At 32.9% G+C, this 21,366-nt stretch carries 20 protein-coding genes; 16 read left to right on the top strand and 4 right to left on the bottom strand.

Features of this window, described 5'->3' with window-relative positions; translation table 11 throughout:
* Position 1 precedes the first annotated feature (1 nt).
* Together Q0783_RS07245 and Q0783_RS07240 are read left to right on the top strand one after the other, a co-directional pair.
* Positions 2-2,152, top strand: a complete 2,151-nt coding sequence (locus tag Q0783_RS07245; protein WP_298894247.1) for a carboxypeptidase-like regulatory domain-containing protein — start codon at positions 2-4, stop codon at positions 2,150-2,152.
* 86 nt (positions 2,153-2,238) lie between these two features.
* Positions 2,239-2,967 carry an energy transducer TonB gene (locus Q0783_RS07240; RefSeq protein ID WP_298894246.1) on the top strand — a complete coding sequence of 243 codons (729 nt, stop codon included), beginning with the start codon at positions 2,239-2,241 and terminating at the stop codon, positions 2,965-2,967.
* A gap of 48 nt (positions 2,968-3,015) precedes the next feature.
* Here the strand turns inward: Q0783_RS07240 and Q0783_RS07235 are convergent, their stop codons facing one another.
* Genes Q0783_RS07235 through Q0783_RS07225 form a run of 3 tightly spaced genes read right to left on the bottom strand, consistent with a single transcriptional unit; the run spans position 3,016 to position 5,342 of the window.
* Entirely contained in the window at positions 3,016-3,981 is a 966-nt protein-coding gene (locus Q0783_RS07235; RefSeq protein ID WP_298894245.1) for a DUF2268 domain-containing putative Zn-dependent protease, read from the bottom strand.
* 27 nt (positions 3,982-4,008) lie between these two features.
* Complete coding sequence (locus tag Q0783_RS07230) at positions 4,009-4,785, bottom strand: anti-sigma factor (protein ID WP_298894244.1); 777 nt, start codon at positions 4,783-4,785, stop codon at positions 4,009-4,011.
* The gene (locus Q0783_RS07225; RefSeq protein ID WP_298894243.1) at positions 4,785-5,342 is read right to left on the bottom strand and encodes an RNA polymerase sigma factor; all 558 of its coding nucleotides are present in this window, start codon (positions 5,340-5,342) and stop codon (positions 4,785-4,787) included. The genes Q0783_RS07230 and Q0783_RS07225 overlap by 1 nt, the downstream gene beginning before the upstream one ends.
* A gap of 130 nt (positions 5,343-5,472) precedes the next feature.
* Between Q0783_RS07225 and Q0783_RS07220 the strand changes: the two genes are divergently transcribed.
* The gene (locus Q0783_RS07220; RefSeq protein ID WP_298761104.1) at positions 5,473-5,985 is read left to right on the top strand and encodes a fasciclin domain-containing protein; all 513 of its coding nucleotides are present in this window, start codon (positions 5,473-5,475) and stop codon (positions 5,983-5,985) included.
* Positions 5,986-6,065: 80 nt separating this feature from the next.
* Here the strand turns inward: Q0783_RS07220 and Q0783_RS07215 are convergent, their stop codons facing one another.
* Complete coding sequence (locus Q0783_RS07215) at positions 6,066-6,740, bottom strand: YceI family protein (protein ID WP_298894242.1); 675 nt, start codon at positions 6,738-6,740, stop codon at positions 6,066-6,068.
* Positions 6,741-6,895: 155 nt separating this feature from the next.
* On the opposite strand from Q0783_RS07215, the gene Q0783_RS07210 reads away from it, so the two are divergent.
* The 13 genes from Q0783_RS07210 to Q0783_RS07150 all read left to right on the top strand — a co-directional run bounded on the left by Q0783_RS07210 (position 6,896) and on the right by Q0783_RS07150 (position 21,346).
* The gene (locus Q0783_RS07210) at positions 6,896-7,441 is read left to right on the top strand and encodes a nucleotide exchange factor GrpE (protein ID WP_230937215.1); all 546 of its coding nucleotides are present in this window, start codon (positions 6,896-6,898) and stop codon (positions 7,439-7,441) included.
* A gap of 5 nt (positions 7,442-7,446) precedes the next feature.
* Positions 7,447-8,574 carry a molecular chaperone DnaJ gene (gene dnaJ, locus Q0783_RS07205; RefSeq protein ID WP_298761100.1) on the top strand — a complete coding sequence of 376 codons (1,128 nt, stop codon included), beginning with the start codon at positions 7,447-7,449 and terminating at the stop codon, positions 8,572-8,574.
* A gap of 240 nt (positions 8,575-8,814) precedes the next feature.
* Positions 8,815-9,741 carry an ABC transporter ATP-binding protein gene (locus Q0783_RS07200; protein ID WP_298894241.1) on the top strand — a complete coding sequence of 309 codons (927 nt, stop codon included), beginning with the start codon at positions 8,815-8,817 and terminating at the stop codon, positions 9,739-9,741.
* 1 nt (position 9,742) lies between these two features.
* Positions 9,743-11,059: an ABC transporter permease gene (locus Q0783_RS07195; RefSeq protein ID WP_298894240.1), complete on the top strand. Its 1,317-nt coding sequence runs from the start codon at positions 9,743-9,745 to the stop codon at positions 11,057-11,059.
* Between the two features lie 2 nt (positions 11,060-11,061).
* Entirely contained in the window at positions 11,062-11,943 is an 882-nt protein-coding gene (locus Q0783_RS07190; RefSeq protein ID WP_298894635.1) for a mechanosensitive ion channel domain-containing protein, read from the top strand.
* Between the two features lie 98 nt (positions 11,944-12,041).
* Complete coding sequence (locus Q0783_RS07185) at positions 12,042-12,866, top strand: DUF6268 family outer membrane beta-barrel protein (RefSeq protein ID WP_298894239.1); 825 nt, start codon at positions 12,042-12,044, stop codon at positions 12,864-12,866.
* 2 nt (positions 12,867-12,868) lie between these two features.
* A complete protein-coding gene (locus Q0783_RS07180) occupies positions 12,869-14,032 on the top strand; it encodes a sigma-54 dependent transcriptional regulator (RefSeq protein WP_298894238.1) in 1,164 nt (387 codons plus the stop codon).
* 7 nt (positions 14,033-14,039) lie between these two features.
* A complete protein-coding gene (locus Q0783_RS07175; protein WP_298894237.1) occupies positions 14,040-14,918 on the top strand; it encodes a PPK2 family polyphosphate kinase in 879 nt (292 codons plus the stop codon).
* A gap of 73 nt (positions 14,919-14,991) precedes the next feature.
* Positions 14,992-16,395, top strand: coding sequence for a M20/M25/M40 family metallo-hydrolase (locus tag Q0783_RS07170; protein WP_298894236.1), 1,404 nt, complete (start codon positions 14,992-14,994; stop codon positions 16,393-16,395).
* A 70-nt stretch (positions 16,396-16,465) separates the two neighbouring features.
* On the top strand, positions 16,466-17,050 hold the full coding sequence (locus Q0783_RS07165) for a hypothetical protein (RefSeq protein WP_298894235.1): 585 nt from the start codon (positions 16,466-16,468) through the stop codon (positions 17,048-17,050).
* Positions 17,043-17,420 carry a glyoxalase superfamily protein gene (locus tag Q0783_RS07160; protein ID WP_298894234.1) on the top strand — a complete coding sequence of 126 codons (378 nt, stop codon included), beginning with the start codon at positions 17,043-17,045 and terminating at the stop codon, positions 17,418-17,420. The genes Q0783_RS07165 and Q0783_RS07160 overlap by 8 nt, the downstream gene beginning before the upstream one ends.
* Positions 17,377-18,960 (top strand): carboxypeptidase-like regulatory domain-containing protein, encoded by a 1,584-nt coding sequence (locus Q0783_RS07155; protein WP_298894233.1) that lies wholly within the window; start codon positions 17,377-17,379, stop codon positions 18,958-18,960. Before Q0783_RS07160 ends, Q0783_RS07155 begins: the two co-directional genes overlap by 44 nt.
* Before the next feature lie 4 nt (positions 18,961-18,964).
* The gene (locus tag Q0783_RS07150) at positions 18,965-21,346 is read left to right on the top strand and encodes a hypothetical protein (protein ID WP_298894232.1); all 2,382 of its coding nucleotides are present in this window, start codon (positions 18,965-18,967) and stop codon (positions 21,344-21,346) included.
* The last annotated feature ends 20 nt before the right edge of the window (positions 21,347-21,366 follow it).

Raw genomic sequence — 21,366 nt, 5'->3', positions numbered from 1 at the left:
AATGAAGAATTTAGTAACACTTTTAACCATCCTATTTTCATCAGTACTATCTGCACAAACAACGATAAGCGGAAAAGTAACCGACTCTAAAAACCTGCCTATTACTGGCGCTAATGTTTATCTAGATGGAACCTACGACGGAGATACTACAGACGATAAAGGCAATTTTAGTTTCACTTCCGAAGAAACAGGCTCACAAACTTTAATTATTTCTTTTTTATCCTACGAAACCAAAACAATTATTGGTGATGTTTCAACACTTAAGAACCTGCAAATTAAACTTAATGAAGATATGGAAGCTTTGGATGCTGTGGTAATTTCAGCAGGAACATTTGAAGCTAATGATAATAGTAAGGTATCTGTACTTAATTCATTAGATGTTGTAACCACAGCAAGTGCTCTGGGTGATTTTGTTGGTGCGTTACAAACACTACCAGGTACATCAACAGTTGCCGAAGATGGACGTTTGTTTGTAAGAGGAGGTGATGCTAACGAAACACAAATTTTTATAGATGGTATTCGTGTGTTTACACCTTATACACCAACAGCAAATAATACACCAACACGTGGTCGTTACTCTCCATTTTTGTTTGACGGTATTACATTTTCAACAGGTGGTTATTCTGCCGAATATGGAAATGCACTGTCAAGTGTACTCTTATTAAATACAATTGACGAACCCGATCAACAGAAAACAGATATTGGTATCATGAGTGTTGGAGGAAGTCTTGGTCATACCAAAAAATGGGACAAAACCTCATTGAGTGTTAATGCGTCGTACATTAATTTGGCACCTTATATAGCTTTGTTTGATGATCGTAACGATTGGGAGAAACCATATGAAGGTGCTCAAGGGGAAGCCGTATTTCGTCAAAAGTTCAACAGTGGTATGTTAAAGTTTTATGCAGCTTTTGACACCTCAAATTTCGATTTAACTCAGGAAGATATAAATTTAAGTGAAGGCTTACGTTTTAAATTAAACAATAGAAATTTCTATGCCAATACGTCGTATCAAGGTGTTTTAGGGAATGGCTGGTCATTGCTTTCAGGTTTAAGCTATACCATCGCTAAAACAGATATTACGGTTATGGATAGTGATATTGAAGATGATGAAAATTCAGCGCACTTTAAGTTAAAGCTCAAAAAACGCTTTAATAGTAGATTTAAATTAAACTTTGGTATAGAACATTTTATTACAGATTTTGATGAAACCTTTAATGGCGAAACTTTTAATGGATCTTATGGATTCAACAATAATAATACAGCTGCTTTTGCAGAATCGGATATCATCTTTAGTAAGGATTTCGCAATGAAAATTGGTGTGCGAGCAGATCGTTATGCATTGTCTGATGAATTCAAAATAGCACCTAGAGCTTCAATTGCTTATAAAACATCAGAAAACGGACAACTATCTATTGCTTACGGAAGTTTCTATCAAAATGCTAACAATGAAATTTTAAAATTCAATTCAGAAGTGGAAACCCAAAACACTAAACATTACATTTTGAATTATCAGTTTGTCAATGATGGACGAATATTTAGAGCAGAAGCCTATAGAAAGGAATATGATAACCTTGTAAAATTTGATACCGAATTTGAAGGTTTCGATTCTAACTTTAATAATTCTGGTTCGGGTTTTGCGCAAGGCTTAGATATTTTTTGGAGAGATAATAAAAGCATCAAGAACACAGATTATTGGGTAAGCTATTCTTACTTGGATACAGAACGTAATTATCGTAATTATCCAACTAAAGCGCAACCAAATTTTGCAAATACACATAATTTTTCGGCCGTAGCAAAATACTGGATTGAGGATTGGAAAAGTCAGGTAGGCTTTAGTTATACTTTTGGTTCTGGTAGACCCTATACGAACCCAAATACTAATGATTTTTTAGGAGAAAAAACTAAAAGCTTTAATAGTGTAAGCTTGAATTGGGCTTATCTTTTGAGTCAACAGAAAATTCTATACTTTTCTATAAATAATGTTTTCGGATTTAAAAACATTAATGGTTATCAATATGCGAATACGCCAAATATGAATGGTGTTTTTAATAGACGTGCATTGCGTCCTGCACAAGATCAATTCTTTTTTGTAGGCTTCTTTTGGACTATTAGTGAAGATGGAAGTGATAACCAATTGGATAATTTATAAAGTGATTTAGGGTTTTTCAAACATGACATTTGTCATTCTTTTTGTGCTAGTATTGATGTAATTTACTTAGGTAAAACACTAGTATCATGAAAGCCAAGAAAAATCCAAAAGTTGATATCGGTAGAAATAGTAGTCTCTATTTCGCCATAGGCTTAAATTTAATGCTGTTATCAACGTATCTTTTATTTGAACATAAATCTTATAAGAGAGATGTACAATTAAATGATATTGTTCAAGTAGACAATTTTATTGATGAAGATATTTCAATAGTCAACCTCAATGTGCCACCACCGCCACCACCGCCACCGCCAGCAATGGTTCCTCAAGAAATTAAAATTGTTGAAGATGTTGTTGAAATTGAAGAAACAATTATTGAAAGCAGTGAAGTGAGTCAAACAGACATCGTAGAATATATAGCATCAGAAGACGAAGTTGAGGTAGAAGAGGTAGAAGAAGATATAGAAGTTCCTTTTGCTGTAATTGAAGACATTCCTGTTTATCCTGGTTGTGAAAATGGAACCAAAGCAGAAAAAAAGGCATGCTTCCAAAAATCAATTCAAGAACATATCAAAAAACATTTTAAGTATCCTCAAACTGCTATGGATTTAGGAATGCATGGTAGAGTGCATGTGATTTTTATGATTGATAAAACAGGAAAGGTGACTGGAATCAAATCTAGAGGCCCAGATAAAATATTAGAAACTGAAGCAGAGCGTATTATTAGTCTTCTGCCAAAAATGACGCCAGGTAAGCAACGAGGTATGGCAGTAAAGGTCCCTTATAGTATACCGATTAGCTTTGTATTGGAAGAATAAAATTAAAGTATAAAAAAGTACAGATGTACTATATCTGTGCTTTTTTTATCACAATCCTCCTTTATAGCCACTTAATTCTAAGAGTTTTTCACTATTGCTAATGTCTAACATAAACTCTATAGCCTTTTCTTTGTTTTCGGACTGGTTATAATATGTTTCACAAATTTTAAACCCTATAAAATACCCTAGATCTGGAGGAATGTCATCTCTGTCATAATTGTAAAACCAGTTGGTTTTTATATGCTTAAAATTTCGATTAAGATCTGTTTGGAATTTTATCCATAATTCAGCTTCATTTGATTCACCATAGCTATAAGTTTCTTGTAAGGTAAGTGGAAATTTTCCTGTTTGCAAGTGCATTAAAAAATCTGCTGAGCCTTCACATATAGACTTAGATAATAAATTTTTAGTATTTATATTTTTTTGATTTACGTGCACTTGTTCATGAACAATAAGCGGAATAAGAGATGCATAATCATTAAGATTTTTTAATTGATCTTTGTTGAATAGGAATTCAGAATCAGTCATAGAACTAACAGCATTTTTCTCAATTTCTATGATCATCGTATTTTCTATAACAGTTCCAGCACGCTTAAATTGACCAACTACAAAGTAAATGTCATTAAATTGAGCTTTAGGGTAGGTGTGTTCAAAAGATTTTAAATGTTTTCTAATTTTCTCACTGTCATTTTTAGCATTTAGTGTCACAGATCTAATAGAATTATAAAAGATAGTGTCCTTGATAAATGTTGCGAAATCTGCAGCAGTAAGTTGATCTTTTTTAATCAATAATTGTAACCCTTTACTTCCTTTGTCTATATATTCTTCCTGTAATACTTCGGTACGATCAGCATTGTTTTTAAAGCATTTTGCTTTGTCATAGGCTTTCCAAAAGTTATCTATATCTTCAAAATGCAACGTTAAAGTCGCACTGTTTTTTTCAGAAGAGTTGCTGCAATTGATAAAACATAACATCATAAAAAGATAAAATACAGCTTTAGTAACTCTAGTCATAGTTGGTTAGGGAAGGCTTCTAGTTATTTAGTTTAGATAAATATTTGTGATGAGTTGGGATACTGTTGGATGATCATTTCCTCCTGCAGGTTCTATGGTAATATTCAAAGATTCAGCATTATCGATATAATTCATGGCTAGCATGTCCTTGTCTTTATCAATAACACCCATATTTATCATTTCGCCTTCAACATCGGCCCACATTTGATAATCATGTTCATCATCAAGCTTAGGCAAATATTTTGTGTTTATGACAACCGATTTTTTTTCATTGTTAACATAACTTATTACTGTAGCTTCTGGCATTAATGCATTACCAGTTAATACATACTTTTGAACATCAGGATCATTGATTGCAACATACCACTTGTTAGTTTCCATGAGGTAGTTATTAAGGTTCTCAATGTTGCTGTTAAGTTTTTTGTTTTCTTGTTCTACAAGCTGCAACTGTTTTTTCGTGTTATTTAATTGACTAAACATGTAAATAGAACCAATAAAAAGCAAAGCAGCTACACTGGCTGCAATATTTAAATAAGGTCTTAGTGATTTTTGTGGTGCAATAGAAACAGTTTTAGTTGATGATTTAGAAATAGTATTTAACACATTAGATTTGATCTCTTTTGGAGCATCTATAGCATTTTCTAAAGCCATTTTCTCAAAATTAGCTTCAATAGTATCTAATTGTAATTTTAGCTCAGGGTGTTGAGCTATTGCAGTTTCTAACTGAGCTTGTTCATCAGCATTCAGCTCTCCTAACACATAGAGTTCTAATAATCCGTTGTCTAATATGTAAGTCTTTTCCATCATCTCATTACTTCAATTAAGATCATCAAAAACGTTACCATTTTTAAGTACGATTGCTGCAATTGTTTTATTGCCTGTTTTATGTAAGATTTAAACGTTCCTAAGGGAACATCCATTACCTCATGTGCTTCACGATGTGTAAGTCCGTTAAAATACACCAATTCTATAGCTTTTTGGTGATGAGGTTCTAAGCGTTTTATCGTACCGTTTAGTTTTAAATAATCTAGTATGTCAGTTTCTTCTTCTGTTCTATCTTTATATACACTTAAATTTTCTACTTGGATGAGCTTATCTGATTTTCTTAGAAAATTTAACGTTTTGTTCTTAGCAATTCTGTAGGCCCAAGTATAAAACCGTCCTTTGTTCACATCATAGCTTTCAGATTTTTCCCAAATGGTCATAAATGTATCTTGTAATAGATTTTTTGCCACATCTTCATCTTTACATATTCTTATAATAACACCATACAGCGCACTTGAATATTTATCATAAACAAGACCTAGCGCTGTTTCATCCTTATGCTGAAGTTTTAAAATAAGATCTTTTTCGTCGCTCATTAATGTTAAAGATTTCACAAAATAAATCTGTTGCTCATCCACAGAGAACATTGCTGTGTAAATATAAATGAAAGTACTTCAAAACGAAAACAAAGTACACTAAATAGTTTAACCAATAAATTTAAAAATTATGAAAAAGTTAGTATTAATTTTAACTACAGTAGCAGCATTAGTGTTAAGTCAAAACGTAAAAGCACAGGGCACTATTGTGGATGTTGCTGTCGGTAATGATAATTTTTCAACATTAGTAACAGCATTAAAAGCAGGAGATTTAGTCGCAGCATTGCAAGGTGATGGACCATTTACTGTATTTGCCCCAACAAATGACGCTTTTGCTAAGATTGATTCAAAAACATTAGGATCTTTATTAGAAAAGGAAAACCAAAAAGCATTAGCTAACATTTTGACGTATCATGTTGTATCTGGAAAGTTAACAGCTAAAGATGTTGTAGCGGCTTTAAAGAAGGGCAAAGGAAAAGTTGAATTAAAAGCGCTTAATGGACAAACACTAACAGTGATGCAAAAAGATGGAAAAATATGGTTGAAAGACCAAAAAGGAAATTACAGCGAGATTACTGCAACGGATGTCATGGGAAGTAATGGTGTAATCCATGTAATTAACACTGTAGTAATGCCAAAATAAGTTTGGAATAATTGCTATGAAAATAAAAAGCATTCACAATTGTGAATGCTTTTTATTTTATAACTAAAAAACGAGATTGTTTATGCTTTTTTTGCTTTTACAACAATCTTTAATTCCATATCATCATTAATAAACTTGTCACCTAAATTATCAAATATAGACTTTGAGCCATAATTAACGCCCCAAGTTGTTCTGTCTATAGTAAATGCATCGCTTTCTATGGTCATCATGTCATCAGTATTGGTAATTGTGACAGGAAATGCAATATTATGTTTCTGACCTTTGATAGTTAAATTACCCGATAATCTTGTTTTATCTCCTTCTAGGGCTTTAGTGCCAGTAATTTCAAAAGCAGCAGTAGGAAATTTAGTAACATTGAAAAAATCACCTTCTTTTCCTTCAACGGTTCCCATTAAATGTGCTTCTAAATTTTCTTTACCATCTCCAGATTCTAAATCTGTAACATTGATAGATTTCATGTCAATTGAAAACGTTCCACTTTGTAACTGTCCGTCATTAGTGTTAAATGTTCCATTGTCTATGTTGATTGTTCCAGTATGCGTGCCTGTTGGCTTAAAACCTTTCCAATGAATTGTTGATTCGGCTACATTTACCGTGTATTTTTTCGAAGTGTTTTCACTCACAGCTGCAGCTTCGGCATCACTGGTGTTTGCTTCATCGGCTTTATCTTTACAGCCCGTAAATGCTACAGCAATAGCAAGAATCATTGAAATTTTTAAAAATTTAGCTTTCATATTGTCTTTTTTAGTGTTCGTGTTCTACAAAAATACAGATTGCTATGAGCTTCTCCAATTCCGAAGAAAATATTTTGGTGACATTTTGACATTTTAATAATAATGGCAGTACTTTTGCCATCTTTAAATCGAAGATTTATTAAATAATCCAGAATATGAGTAAGAAAGATAAAAACCAAACTATAGAAGAACCGCAAATGCAAGAAGAAATAGTAGATAACAACGAAGAAACACAAACAGAAGAGTTAACGTTGGAAGAACAATTGCAAGATGATTTAGCTAAAGAGAAAGATAAATTTATGCGCTTGTTTGCAGAGTTTGAAAACTATAAAAAGCGTACAACTAAAGAACGTATTGATTTATTTAAAACAGCAAGTGAAGATGTTATGGTGTCCATGTTGCCAGTGCTTGATGATTTTGAACGTGCATTATTGCATATCGAAGATGATAAGGAAGCCGAAGAATTACGAAAGGGTGTATTATTAATCTATAATAAACTATTATCGACATTAGAGAAAAAAGGGTTATCAAAAATAGAAGTAGCTCAAGGTGACGCATTTAATGCAGATGATCATGAGGCAATAACTCAAATTCCTGCTCCAAGTGATGACTTGAAAGGGAAAATTATTGATGTTATTGAAAAAGGATATAAATTAGGAGATAAGGTAATACGTTTTCCTAAAGTTGTAATTGGACAATAAAAGACATGGCAAAGAGAGATTATTACGAAATATTAGGAATCAATAAAAGTGCATCTGCTGCTGAAATAAAAAAGGCATATCGTAAGATGGCTATAAAATATCATCCAGATAAAAACCCAGATGATAAAGAGGCAGAGGCAAAATTCAAAGAAGCAGCCGAAGCCTATGAGATATTAAGTGATGAAAATAAGAAATCACGTTATGACCAATTTGGACATCAAGCTTTTGAAGGCGCTGGTGGCTTTGGTGGAGGCGGCATGAATATGGATGACATATTTAGTCAGTTTGGTGATATCTTTGGTGGAGCTTTTGGCGGAGGCGGAGGTTTCTCTGGCTTTGGCGGAGGCTTTGGAGGCGGACAGCGACGTGTTAAGGGAAGTAACTTAAGAATTAGAGTCTCATTAACACTCGAAGAAATCGCTAAAGGGGTTGAGAAAAAAATTAAAGTAAAACGTAAAGTACAAGCACCTGGCACAACCTATAAAACCTGTAGTACATGTAATGGTGCTGGTCAAGTAACTCGAGTTACAAATACTATTTTGGGTCGTATGCAAACGGCTTCGGCTTGTCCTACTTGTGGAGGAGCTGGACAGAGTATAGATAAGAAGCCTAATGATGCTGACGCACAAGGACTAAAAGTGCAAGAAGAAACGGTATCTGTTAAAATTCCAGCTGGTGTTGTAGATTCTATGCAACTAAAAGTAACTGGAAAAGGAAATGAAGCTCCTGGAAATGGAATCTCAGGAGATTTACTCGTTGTCATCGAAGAGCAAGAACATGACACTTTAAAACGAGAAGGTGATAATTTGCATTATGATATGTATGTGAGTTTGCCCGATGCTGTTTTAGGAACTTCAAAAGAAATTGATACTGTTACTGGTAAAGTAAGAATAAAAGTAGAGGCTGGTGTACAATCAGGTAAAATTTTGCGTTTACGCGGAAAAGGAATTCCTAGTATTAATGGTTATGGAAGTGGTGATTTACTGGTTCATGTTAACGTTTGGACACCTAAAACATTAAATAAACAACAGAAAGAATTCTTTGAAAATATGAGAAATGATGAGCACTTCGAGCCAAAGCCAGAAAGTGGCGATAAATCGTTTTTTGAAAAAGTTAAAGATATGTTTTCATAACAATCCCCTTTTTTAATAAAAAACACTATATTTGAATTATCACTAATATCTATTAGTGGTAATTTTTCTTTTTCATAGCAATTTTTTCCCATCCTTAATTTGTTTTAAGGGTGGGTTTTGTTTTTTATATATTTCATTTAAACTGCTGTAAACATTAAAAAAAGAAGCCGATTAGCTTCATTACATCATTAACATTTTTATCTTTACCATTATTAAATTCAACCAATCTAAACCTTGTTTATGAATAACCTCTTAGTCGCTGATTCCGTATCTAAAAATTTCGGAGAGTTTAGAGCGCTTAATGACGTTTCTATTGCTGTTCCAAAGGGAAGTATTTTTGGTCTACTAGGTCCTAATGGCGCTGGAAAAACGACGCTTATTAGGATTATCAATCAAATCACTATGCCAGATACTGGTGATGTCTTTTTAGATGGAGAGCCATTAAGACCAGAGCATATTCAAAATATAGGTTATTTACCTGAAGAACGCGGTTTATATAAATCAATGAAAGTTGGAGAACAGGCTCTGTATCTTGCGCAACTCAAAGGCTTAACAAAGCAGGAGGCTAAAAAGCGATTGAAATACTGGTTTGAGAAACTAGAAATTGGTGATTGGTGGAACAAAAAAATTCAGGAGCTTAGTAAAGGCCAAGCACAAAAAATTCAGTTTATTGTTACGGTTTTGCATCAACCTAAACTCCTTATTTTTGATGAACCTTTTTCAGGTTTTGACCCCATAAATGCTAATTTAATTAAAGACGAAATCCTTCAACTTAGAGATGAGGGTGCTACTGTCATTTTTTCAACACATCGTATGGAATCTGTCGAAGAACTCTGCGACCATATCGCTTTAATACATAAATCTAATAAGGTTTTAGATGGAAAATTAACAGACATTAAACGTCAATTTAAGACCAACACATTTGAAGTTGGATTACAAACTAGTGCTGTAGAAAATGTAACCAATGCGATAAAAGAGAAATTTGAAGTATTGCCAGCAACATTTAGAAATCTTAATGATGATGTAAAGCTTAATGTTAAATTAAATGAACGAGATAACTCTAACGATCTGTTGTCTTTTTTAACGTCTAAAGCTGAAGTGCATCATTTTGTTGAGGTGATACCTAGTGCCAACGATATCTTTATTCAAACTGTAAAAAATAACTAGAATGAACCATTTACCATTGATAATAAAGCGAGAGTATCTCACTAAGGTTAAAAACAGATCGTTTATTATTATGACATTTGTGAGTCCGTTGATTATGGTTGCTCTTATAGCGGTAGTTGCCTACCTATCGCAATTAAATAATGATAAGGATAGAACTATTTCGGTTTTAGATGAAACAGGAATTTTAAGTGATGTATTTGAAAATACTGATCATACTAAATATATAATGCTTACTGCGGATACTAATCTTGAAACTGCGAAAGAGCTGGTAAAGTCAAAAGAAGATTTTGGTCTATTGTACATAGAAAAAAGTAGTGATACCTCAAGTATTTACTCAAGTGTTAAGTTTTTTTCAGACGAATCCCCTTCATTATCTATCATGTCAAGTTTGGAAGATAAAATAGAAAAGAAACTTGGAGATGAAAAACTTAGAAGAGGAGGTGTAGATGTTAAAAAAATTGAAGCTTCTGAAACGAATATTACTATTGCTCAAGAAACATTTACAGGAGAGAAAACTTCAAAAATTGATAGTTATTTAAAATTGGCCTTTGGTGGCGCAGCAGGTTATTTATTGTTCATGTTCATAATTATCTATGGGAATATGATTATGCGTAGTGTTATAGAAGAGAAAACCAGTAGAATTATTGAAGTTATTATATCGTCTGTTAAGCCAATTCAATTGATGATGGGTAAGATTATTGGAACCTCCTTGGCAGGAATCACTCAGTTTGCCATATGGACAATTTTAGGTAGTATTTTAGTATTTGCGCTTACAGCGATATTTGGACTTAGTATGGCCGAATTACAAACGCCTCAACAGGAAATCGTGAATCAAGCTATGCAAAACCCAGACATGGCAAATGAGATGCAATTGGCAATGCAATCTTTTTTTAATTTACCATTAGCTAATTTGGTTATTGCCTTTATGTTTTTCTTTATTGGAGGTTATTTATTATATAGTTCATTGTATGCTGCTGTTGGTGCAGCAGTAGATAACGAAACAGATACACAACAGTTTATGATGCCCATCATCATGCCATTGATTTTAGCTGTTTATGTTGGTATTTTTACAGTAATAGAAGATCCACATGGAACAGTATCTACAGTATTTTCATTTATACCTTTTACATCACCAGTAGTCATGCTTATGAGAATACCATTTGGAGTACCTATCTGGCAACAAGTATTGTCTTTTGGTATCTTAGCAGGAACATTTGTGTTTACAGTGTGGTTTGCAGCCAAAATTTATAGAGTTGGTATCTTGATGTACGGTAAAAAACCAAGCTATAAAGAATTGTATAAGTGGATTAAATATTAATGATGTTTCAAGACCTGTCTAAAATAGAAGAAACCATAACCGAAAGTTCTGCTTGGGAAAAGACGAAGGAGTTTCTGGGGCAACATATTGATTTCGGTAAAGATATCAGTATTTCAATTTTAGATGTTCTAGTTGTAATTACAGTTATCTTTATTACTACCTTGATTCTTAGACTGGTTTTAAAGATTATTACTAGAAATTTACCTAAAGAGGATAAAGGAAAATTTAATGTTATATATGGCTATTTTAGATGGTTGATCTATATAATCATCCTATTGATAACCTTACATTCTGTTGGTGTAAATGTGACAGCGGTTTTTGCAGCTTCAGCAGCACTTTTAATTGGTATTGGACTCGCGCTTCAAACCTTCTTTCAAGATATTATTTCTGGAGTGTTTATCTTAATTGATCAATCGGTTCATGTGGGTGATATTATTGAAATAGAAGGAAAAGTTGGCCGTGTTGAAGAAATTAAATTAAGAACAACTCGAGCAGTTACTATCGACAATAAAGTATTAGTAATTCCTAATCACTTATATTTAACGAACAGCCTATACAATTGGACGCAAAATGGAACATTAACTAGAGAAAGTGTCTCGGTAGGAGTCGCTTACGGAAGTGATGTGCAACTCGTGAAAAAACTATTATTACAAGCTGCTAGTACGAGTCCAGATGTGATTAGTAGCCCAGAGCCAACAGTAGTATTTACTAATTTTGGAGATAGTTCATTAGATTTTAAATTGGTATTTACACTAGCAGATAGCTTTAAAGCACAATTTCCGAAGAGTGATATACGTTTTGAAATCGATAAATTGTTTAGAGAGCATAATATTTCTATTCCGTTCCCTCAAAGAGATATTCATATTATTCAAAAACCTGAATAGTTCTTTTGCTTTAAATTTAAGAACCTTAAAAATCATTTATGGACATAAAATCGTGTAAATTTCTTTCTGTATTATTTTTTTGTTGCTTCACACAACCTGTGCTAGCACAACTTACAGATATTGCACGATTAGAATACTCATTTATACCAAAAAGTAAATCCGAAGATCAATATACCAGAGTTAGAGCTTTAGTAAATTATCCTATAAAGACAAATGAAGATTGTTATCTGGTTGTTGGTGCAGAATATAACCGAATCATACTTAATTTAGAAGATAATTACCCTTTTGACAGGTCACTGATAGAGACCATAAATATTATCGATTTAAATATAGGATATACATTTAAGACAAGTGAAAATTGGAGACTTGCATTTAAGGCTAATCCAAGAGTTGCATCAACTTTAATAGATAAGATGACATTTGAAGATGTCTTTTTTAATGGAGGCGTTTTTGCCATAAATGATAGGCGAGAAGATGAGAGTGTTAAACGTCCTTTTCGTTTAATTTTTGGATTAACGTATAATGCCACAACTGGTGTACCATTTCCGCTACCTTTTGTAAGTTACTACAGAAGAATAAATTACCATTGGTCGTTTTCTGCTGGAGTTCCAAAATCAAATGTTAAGTATTATTTTACAGATAGTAATATACTTCAAGCCTTTGTAAGTTTAGATGGTTATTTTGCACATTTGCAAAGACCACTTACTATAAATGGTAGACAAGTTGATAATATTTCATTATCTGTAGCAGTTGGTGGACTTGGGTATGAATATTGCTTTACTAAAAATTTAGTAGCTTATGGCTATGCAGGATATACATTTAGATTAAATAATGTATTACGTGATGATAATAGAAATGAAGTTTTTAAATTAGATGATGTAAATGCATTTTATTTAAGAACTGGAATAAAATTTAAAATATAAAAATGGCAAAGATTTTAGTAATAGAAGATGAAGCAGCAATTAGAAGAGTATTGGTTAAAATACTCTCTGAAGAAAGCGATACTTATGAGGTAGATGAAGCAGAAGATGGACTAGTTGGTATCGAAAAAATAAAAAAAGAGGATTATGATTTAGTACTCTGTGATATAAAAATGCCTAAAATGGATGGTGTTGAAGTATTAGAGGCCGTTAAAAAGATAAAGCCAGAAACACCCATGGTTATGATCTCTGGACATGGTGACCTAGATACAGCTGTAAATACGATGCGCTTGGGAGCTTTTGATTACATTTCTAAACCACCAGATTTAAATCGATTGCTCAATACAGTTCGTATCGCTCTAGATAGAAAAGAACTTGTTGTTGAAAATAAAATGCTCAAAAAGAAAGTGAGCAAGAAGTATGAAATGATAGGTGAGAGTGATGCTATTTCTCATATTAAAGAAATGATAGAAAAGGTGTCTGCAACAGATGCTAGAGTGTTAATTACTGGTCCAAATGGAACGGGTAAAGAACTTGTAGCACACTGGTTGCACCAAAAGAGTGAACGTTCTAAAGGGCCATTAATTGAGGTGAATTGTGCTGCAATTCCTTCAGAATTGATAGAGAGTGAGTTGTTTGGACACGTTAAAGGTGCTTTTACAAGTGCTGTAAAGGATAGAGCTGGAAAGTTTGAAGCTGCTAATGGTGGCACAATCTTCTTAGATGAAATTGGAGATATGAGTCTTTCTGCACAAGCAAAAGTATTACGTGCTTTGCAAGAAAACAAGATTCAGCGTGTAGGTAATGATAAAGATATTAAGGTTGATGTACGTGTTGTAGCTGCCACAAATAAAAATTTAAAAACTGAAATTTCCGAAGGTAGATTTCGAGAAGATTTATACCATAGGTTAGCTGTAATTTTAATTAAAGTACCAGCGCTCAATGATAGACGAGAGGATATTCCATTACTTGTAAATCATTTTTCATCAAAGATTGCTGAAGAACAAGGAACTGCAAAAAAAGAATTTTCAGATAAAGCAATTAAACGTCTTCAAGAGTACGATTGGACTGGTAATATTCGTGAATTGCGCAATGTTGTAGAACGTTTGATTATTCTTGGAGAAAAGGAAGTAAGTGAGAACGATGTAAAATTATTTGCATCTAAATAGTATTACAATGAAAAAGATTGACATAAATCAATTTAAGGTTACTAAAAAAATTCAACTTAAGAATATCTCTACTCATTTTGACCTTAAAGCTGATAAAAAGAGAATTGAAAGCGAATTAGAAGAGGTTAGAGAAAAACTTGGTGATTTTCAAAACACCATTTATGCACACGGTAAATATGCTGTTCTGATTTGCATCCAAGGTATGGACACTGCAGGTAAAGATAGTATGATTAGGGAAGTCTTTAAAGATTTTAATACAAGAGGAATTGTGGTCCATAGTTTTAAGGTTCCTACCGAATTAGAACTAAATCATGACTATTTATGGCGACATTATATTGCGCTTCCTGCTCGTGGAAAGTTTGGGATCTTTAATAGAACACATTATGAAAATGTGTTGGTAACCAGAGTGCATCCTGGATATATTTTAGGAGAGAACTTACCTGATGTGCATTCTATTGATGATGTTAATGAAGCCTTTTGGGATAAACGATTTGATCAAATTAATGATTTTGAAAAACACATTGCAGACAACGGCACTGTAATTTTTAAATTCTTCCTACACCTTTCTAAAGACGAACAGAAAAACAGATTATTACGTCGTTTACGTAAAGCTGATAAGCATTGGAAGTTTTCGCCAGGCGATCTTAGAGAACGCAAGCTTTGGGATGATTATCAGAGGTGTTATGAGGATGCTTTAAATAGAACATCTAATGATCATGCACCTTGGTATACTATTCCTGCCGATGATAAACCAACAGCACGCTATATTGTTGCGAGAATTCTATATGATACTCTAATTCAGTATAAGGATATAATTGAACCAGAACTAGATGCTGGAATAAAAGCAAATCTTGATATCTATATCGATGAGTTGAAAAATGAGTAGTTTTTTATGATTTCTTTTTTAAAGGTCATTATTTAAAATAGTATATTTAAGCTTCAATGTAAAATACCATCATATGAAGCGATTTATTACTATTCTCTTACTTTTTGTTGCTTTTCAAATTTCAGCGCAAACAGATGCTGAAAACTTAAAAAAAATCTATTCTAATTCTTTAACTAACGGAATGAGTTACCAGTGGTTAGACCATTTATCTAATCAAATAGGAGGCCGTCTTTCGGGTTCATTAAATGCCGAAAAAGCAGTTCAGTACACAAAGGAAGAATTTGAAAAATTAGGCTTAGATAAAGTTTGGTTACAACCTGTTATGGTGCCACGCTGGGTAAGAGGAGCTCCAGAATTCGCTTATATTGAAACCTCACCTGGAGTAACGACAAATGTTAATATTTGTGCGCTTGGTGGATCAGTAGCAACACCAAATGGAGGTGTTAAAGCCAAAATAATTGAAGTGAAAACTTATAAAGATCTAGAAGCTTTAGGAGAAGAAAAGATAAAAGGGAAGATCGTTTTTATAAATAGACCAATGCAGGCCGATTTAATTAATACATTCGAAGCTTATGGTGGTTGCTCTGTAGAACGTTATGCTGGAGCTGCTGAAGCGGCCAAATATGGAGCGGTTGGTACTATTGTTCGCTCACTGAATTTAAGATTGGATGACTATCCACATACTGGAAGCATGGGTTATGGAGATTTACCCGTAAGTAAACGAATTCCATCTGCAGCTATTAGCACAAACGACGCCGAGTTACTAAGTGGAATGTTGGCACTTAATAAGAATCTTAATTTCTTTTTTAGTCAAAACTGTAAGCAATTATCCGATGTACAATCGTATAACGTTATCGGTGAAATTACAGGTAGTGAATTCCCAAATGAAATCATCGTAGTTGGTGGTCATTTAGATTCTTGGGATTTAGGAGATGGTTCTCATGATGATGGTGCAGGTGTAGTTCAATCTATGGATGTTTTACGATTATTAAAAGAAAGTGGTATTCGCCCAAAGCGTACTATTCGAGCTGTATTGTTTATGAATGAAGAAAATGGATTACGCGGAGGAAGAAAATATGCTGAGGTTGCAAAACAAAAAAAAGAAAATCATGTATTTGCTTTAGAAAGTGATTCTGGAGGATTTACACCAAGAGGCTTTAGCTTTCAATGTAATGAAGCGATGTTAACCAAAATACAGGGATGGCGATCGCTTTTTAAACCCTATTTAATTCATTACTTCGAAGAAGGTTACAGTGGCGCAGATATTAGCCCTCTAAAAGACGACACCATAGTTTTAGCTGGATTACGACCAGATTCTCAGCGCTATTTTGATCATCATCATGCTAGTAATGATACCTTTGAACATGTGAACAAAAGAGAGTTAGAATTAGGTGCAGCGTCTATGACCGCATTAATTTATCTCATTGATAAATATGGTACTCAAACTATTTCTAATACAGAAGAGTTAAGAGATTAAGCTTTTCTATTTAAATAGATTATCTTAATTTTAATAACAGATCTTATTATTCAACCAAATATATGTATACATGAAAAACACGATACTTTTTATCGCATTAATTCTGAGCTCAATCAGTTACGCTCAAGATACTTCAGAAGAAAAATTACCATACTATGAAGTTCCAGAATATTCTAAAGAATTTACAGCAGGAACTATGGCAGCAAGAATGATTGATGGACTTGGATTTAGGTTTTATTGGTCTAGTGAAGGTCTTACCGAAAAAGATTTAACTTATCGACCAAGTGAAGAGGTACGTTCTTCTGAAGAAACTATAGATCATATTTTAGACCTTTCGTATATCATAGTCAACTCTACATTGAAAAAACCAAATAGTAGAGTCGATAAATCGGCAATGAGCTATGAGGATAAACGTAAACAAACACTAATCAATTTAAAAACAGCTGCAGATATCCTTAGAGATAGTGATGATATTTCTCAGTATAAAATCATATTTGGAGAGAATGAAATTCCGTTTTGGAACCAAGTTAATGGTCCGATAGCTGATGCTATATGGCATTGTGGGCAATTAGCTTCGTTTAGGAGAGTTACAGGAAACCCAATAAATCCAAAAGTAAATCATTTTACAGGTAAAGTAAAAAAGACTGATGAGTAAGGCCTTTTTAAAACAAATTCATCCTGTACTTCCAGTGCGACATGTAATGGACGCTGTAAATTACTATGTAAATAAACTCGGATTTAAACTGGCTTTTAAAGATGCTGGAGACAATCCTAATTATGCAGGTGTTATAAGAGATGGTATCGAAATACATTTACAATGGCATGATGAAAATGATTGGACAGAAGGAATGGATAGTGCCTTGTTGAGAATTTATGTTGATGAGGTTGATGCCTTATTTGAAGAATATAAAACTACAGACGTTTTCCATCAAAACACAAACTTGAGAGATACAGCTTGGGGAACTCGTGAATTTGGTATTTATGACGAAAACAAAAATGGTTTGGTTTTTTATAGAGATTTATAAGCCCATGAATTTGATAAAAAAGTTTGCAATAGTTAGTGTTTTTCTTTTTGCATCGTCACTTTGTTATTCACAAGGTGTTGAAGAAATTTTCTGCAAACTTGTTGAAACACAAACCAATTATACTGTGCCATATGCTACCATCCAGTTTAAAAGTAGTGGTAAAGGTATTGTGGCAAATGTCGATGGTGATTTTAGAATTCCTTATCGATACAAAGCAATAAAAGACACTTTAATTATTTCTTGTTTAGGGTATGAAACTAAAATTATCGAGGCGACATCGTTAAAAGATAAGAGTGTTAATACAATATATCTTGATCCGAAAATTGAAGCCTTAGGTCAAGTTGTCGTACAAGGAAAAAAAACATCTAGTAGTGATTTAGATGCTTACACTTTAGTAAAAAAAGCCATAGCTAGTATAACACTTAATTATCCAACTAAACCATATTCTTCGGTAGGTTATTATAGAGATTACCAAATTGTTCGTGGTGATTATTATAATTTGAATGAAGCTATTATAGAATCATATGACGCCGGTTTTCAAACAGATATAATGATGAATGCGTACAATGAGAGCGCTATATTAAGTTACAAAGAAAATAAAGAGTTCTCTAGAGATTCTTCTTTGTTAATTGCCTATGATGGCGATTCAAAATATATCAAAAACACGACCTTGTCTGGTCAAGGAGGTAACGAATTGGGGATATTAAATGTTCATAATCCAATACGAAATTTTGAGCATCTCAGTTTTTCTTTTGTTTATGTTTTTAAGCGTAAATTTTTAGAGAATCACGAATTTGAAACCTTGCGTAAAGTTTATCTTAATGATGATATTATTTATGAGATTTCTTTTAAGGCTAAAAGTGGTTTGGTAGGTAGCGGTCATAAAGCAAGTGGGAAGATTTTTATTGCAAAAGATAATTTTGCAATTCATAAATTAGAGTATAGGGTTCTTGAAACTAATAATGTAAATCCTCTTTTTGAAGTGGTTATTGAGTATAAACCTAAAGGTGATTTTATGTATTTAAACTATATCACATTCAATAACCGATTCATTGTGAGTAACAAGTTTGTATTTGATGTACAAAGTATAGATTTTAATGTATATGAACAGGCGTTCTATATGAAGTTTAATAATAAGTTAGATACAACGACAGTAGATAGGAAAGATTTTAGATTCAAATACCAGAAGCGCAAATTGCTGGTAAAGAAAGCCGAAATTGTCGATCAACAAACTGTCAAGATTACAATAGCCGATTGGAGTCTACCTGAGACAATTGATGAAACTACCAATATGAGTGAATTTGATTATCGTGTTAAAAATATTTACGATGTCGCTAATAGAAGAATACTGAAATCGCCAAAGATTGAAGCATATCAATTTAGAGAGTTTTTTGCTCAAGAAGTTTTTGAAAATAAGATCAAGCCCAAAAACTTGAAGTTTATTATGAAATATAAACCCTTATCTGAAGCTGAAGTAAATTCGTTACAATCTAATGATGACTATTGGATGAATACACCTCTAAAAAACACCAATAATTGATAAGATGAAGACTAATATCCACCTATTGTTATTCCTATTTCTGTCTTGTAACTTTGGCTTTTCTCAAGATACTAGTGAGATTATAGATGCCTATGAAGATTTTGCCGATCTTTCAAGAGAGCAGATTTATGTGCATTTTAATAAAACGACCTACATCACAGGAGAAATGTTGGGCTTTAATGCTTATGTGTTTCTTAAGGATATCAAGCAACCTTCAACAAATACAGCAAATTTATATTGCCAAATTTTAGACAAAAACGATAAGGTACTCCGTGAAAAACTTATCATGATGAATCAAGGTGTTTCTAGAGGTGATTTTATGATAGATAGTACATTTGTTAGTGGAGAATATCAATTTAAAGCGTATACCAATTGGTCAAGAAATTTCAACAATGAGCATACATATTTCCTAGAAAAATTTAATGTAATAAACCCACAAGATAAAGTTAATGACAAACCAATAGATATAGATAAGACTATTGATATACAAGTACTTCCTGAAAGTGGTCATTTATTATCTGAGACCTTGAATGTTGTTGGTGTAATCGCCAAAGATAAATTGGGTTTAGGAGTACCTAATTTAAAAATTGATATTCTTAATAAGAATGGCGATGTGTTAACGTCTACAACATTGAATAAATTTGGAATAGGTCAGTTTTTATTATTTCCTACTGAAGGTGAGGATTATAGTTTGGAATATTTTTATAATGATAGTAAAGTAGTTTCTAAATTAGAACAACCTGAGAGAACTGGAATCTTGCTTTCTATTAAAGATATCACAACACCTAACAGCATAGGTGTCGCTCTTAAAACAAATGATATTGGATTAGAAAACTTTGGAAATAAAAACTTCAAACTTGTTATTCATAATGGAGCAAATGCTACTGAGGCTATATTAAGTCTCAACGGAGCCAAAGAATCTATAACTACTGTAGACCTTAGCTATCTCTACGAAGGTGTGAATATATTCACACTTTTTGATGAAGAAGATAGACCTATAGCAGAACGTTTGTATTTTAATTTTGAAGGTTTGCCTTTAAATTCAGTTACAAAAGCATCGGTAAATCAGGTGCAAAATGATAGCTTAGAAATTACACTTAAGCTACCAACTATAGATACACAGTTATTTCAAAATTTGAGTATTTCAGTGTTGCCTTCAGAAACTAGAAGCTATGCACATCATCAAAATATTATCTCAGCTATCTATCTTCAACCATATTTAAAAAGTGCGGTAGAACAAGCGTCCTACTATTTTACAGATATTACGGAGAAGAAAAAATACGAATTAGATAATTTACTTCTCACTCAAGGATGGAGTAGTTATGATTGGACGACCATTTTCAATGCACCTCCAGAACCCGTTTATGATTTTGAAGTTGGTATAAGCTATACAATCAATGCTAATACGAGCAGTGGTAAGAGTTTATTAATTTACCCAAATATTAATACTGGGTCGGAAATATTGTCATTGTCAGAAGGTCAAAAATCATTTGAAAAAAGAGGTTTTTTTCCATTGGATGATGAGAAGATAAGAATAGGCGAAACTAAACGTAATGGAAATGTTGGTCGGTCAAATGTAGTGTTACAATTTTCACCTTCTAAGATTATTGATTTCCAAACAGCATATCAACCAAAAACTACACTTAGAGCCAATCAATATGCAACTTCAGGTACCAGTGACTTCAAGTTTGACGATATAGAGTCCTTAGATGAGGTAAAACTCTATGCCAAAAAGAAATACACAAGAATTGAAAAATTGCAAAACAAAACTTTGGGAAAAGTGATAGATTTTGGAGAACATGAAAGACAGTTTTATAGAACTTTTGCACAATTTATTAGTGAACGCGGTTTTTTGGTTGATGAAACCATGAATGTAAATGAAGCCTCTCAAGAATCTTCTAGATTTAGAATTAAAACACGAGCTCCAGTTTCTATAAATGCAACAGATGTTCCATTAATATACTTAGACGATGTTATTTTAGTTGATTTAGATGTTCTATATAAGTTTAGTATGGAAGTTGTTGATTATGTTGAAGTCAATAAAGGAGGCATAGGTGGAGGTATTAGAGGTGCTGCCGGTATTATAAAAATATATACGGATCCGTATAAGAAATTTAAAGTAAAGACTAAAGTGTCTTTTACTCAATACAATATTCCGTTAACCTATACTACACCTAAACGTTTTTATGTGCCAAAGTATAACGTGTTTGATTCTAAATTTTTTAAAGAATATGGCGTAATCGATTGGATTCCTAATGCTAGATTTGATACTAATGGAGAACTCTCTTTTAAAGTTTTAAATACTAATAATCCAATCAAGTTATATATTGAAGGTATTGTTAATAGTCAAGATCTAATGTCGCAACAAATAGAAGTCGCTAATTAAACTATATAAGCGCAAGAAAA

The sequence above is a fragment of the uncultured Psychroserpens sp. genome, assembly GCF_947500255.1.
Lineage (GTDB): Bacteria > Bacteroidota > Bacteroidia > Flavobacteriales > Flavobacteriaceae > Psychroserpens.
This window is presented reverse-complemented; position numbering and strand designations above follow the sequence as displayed.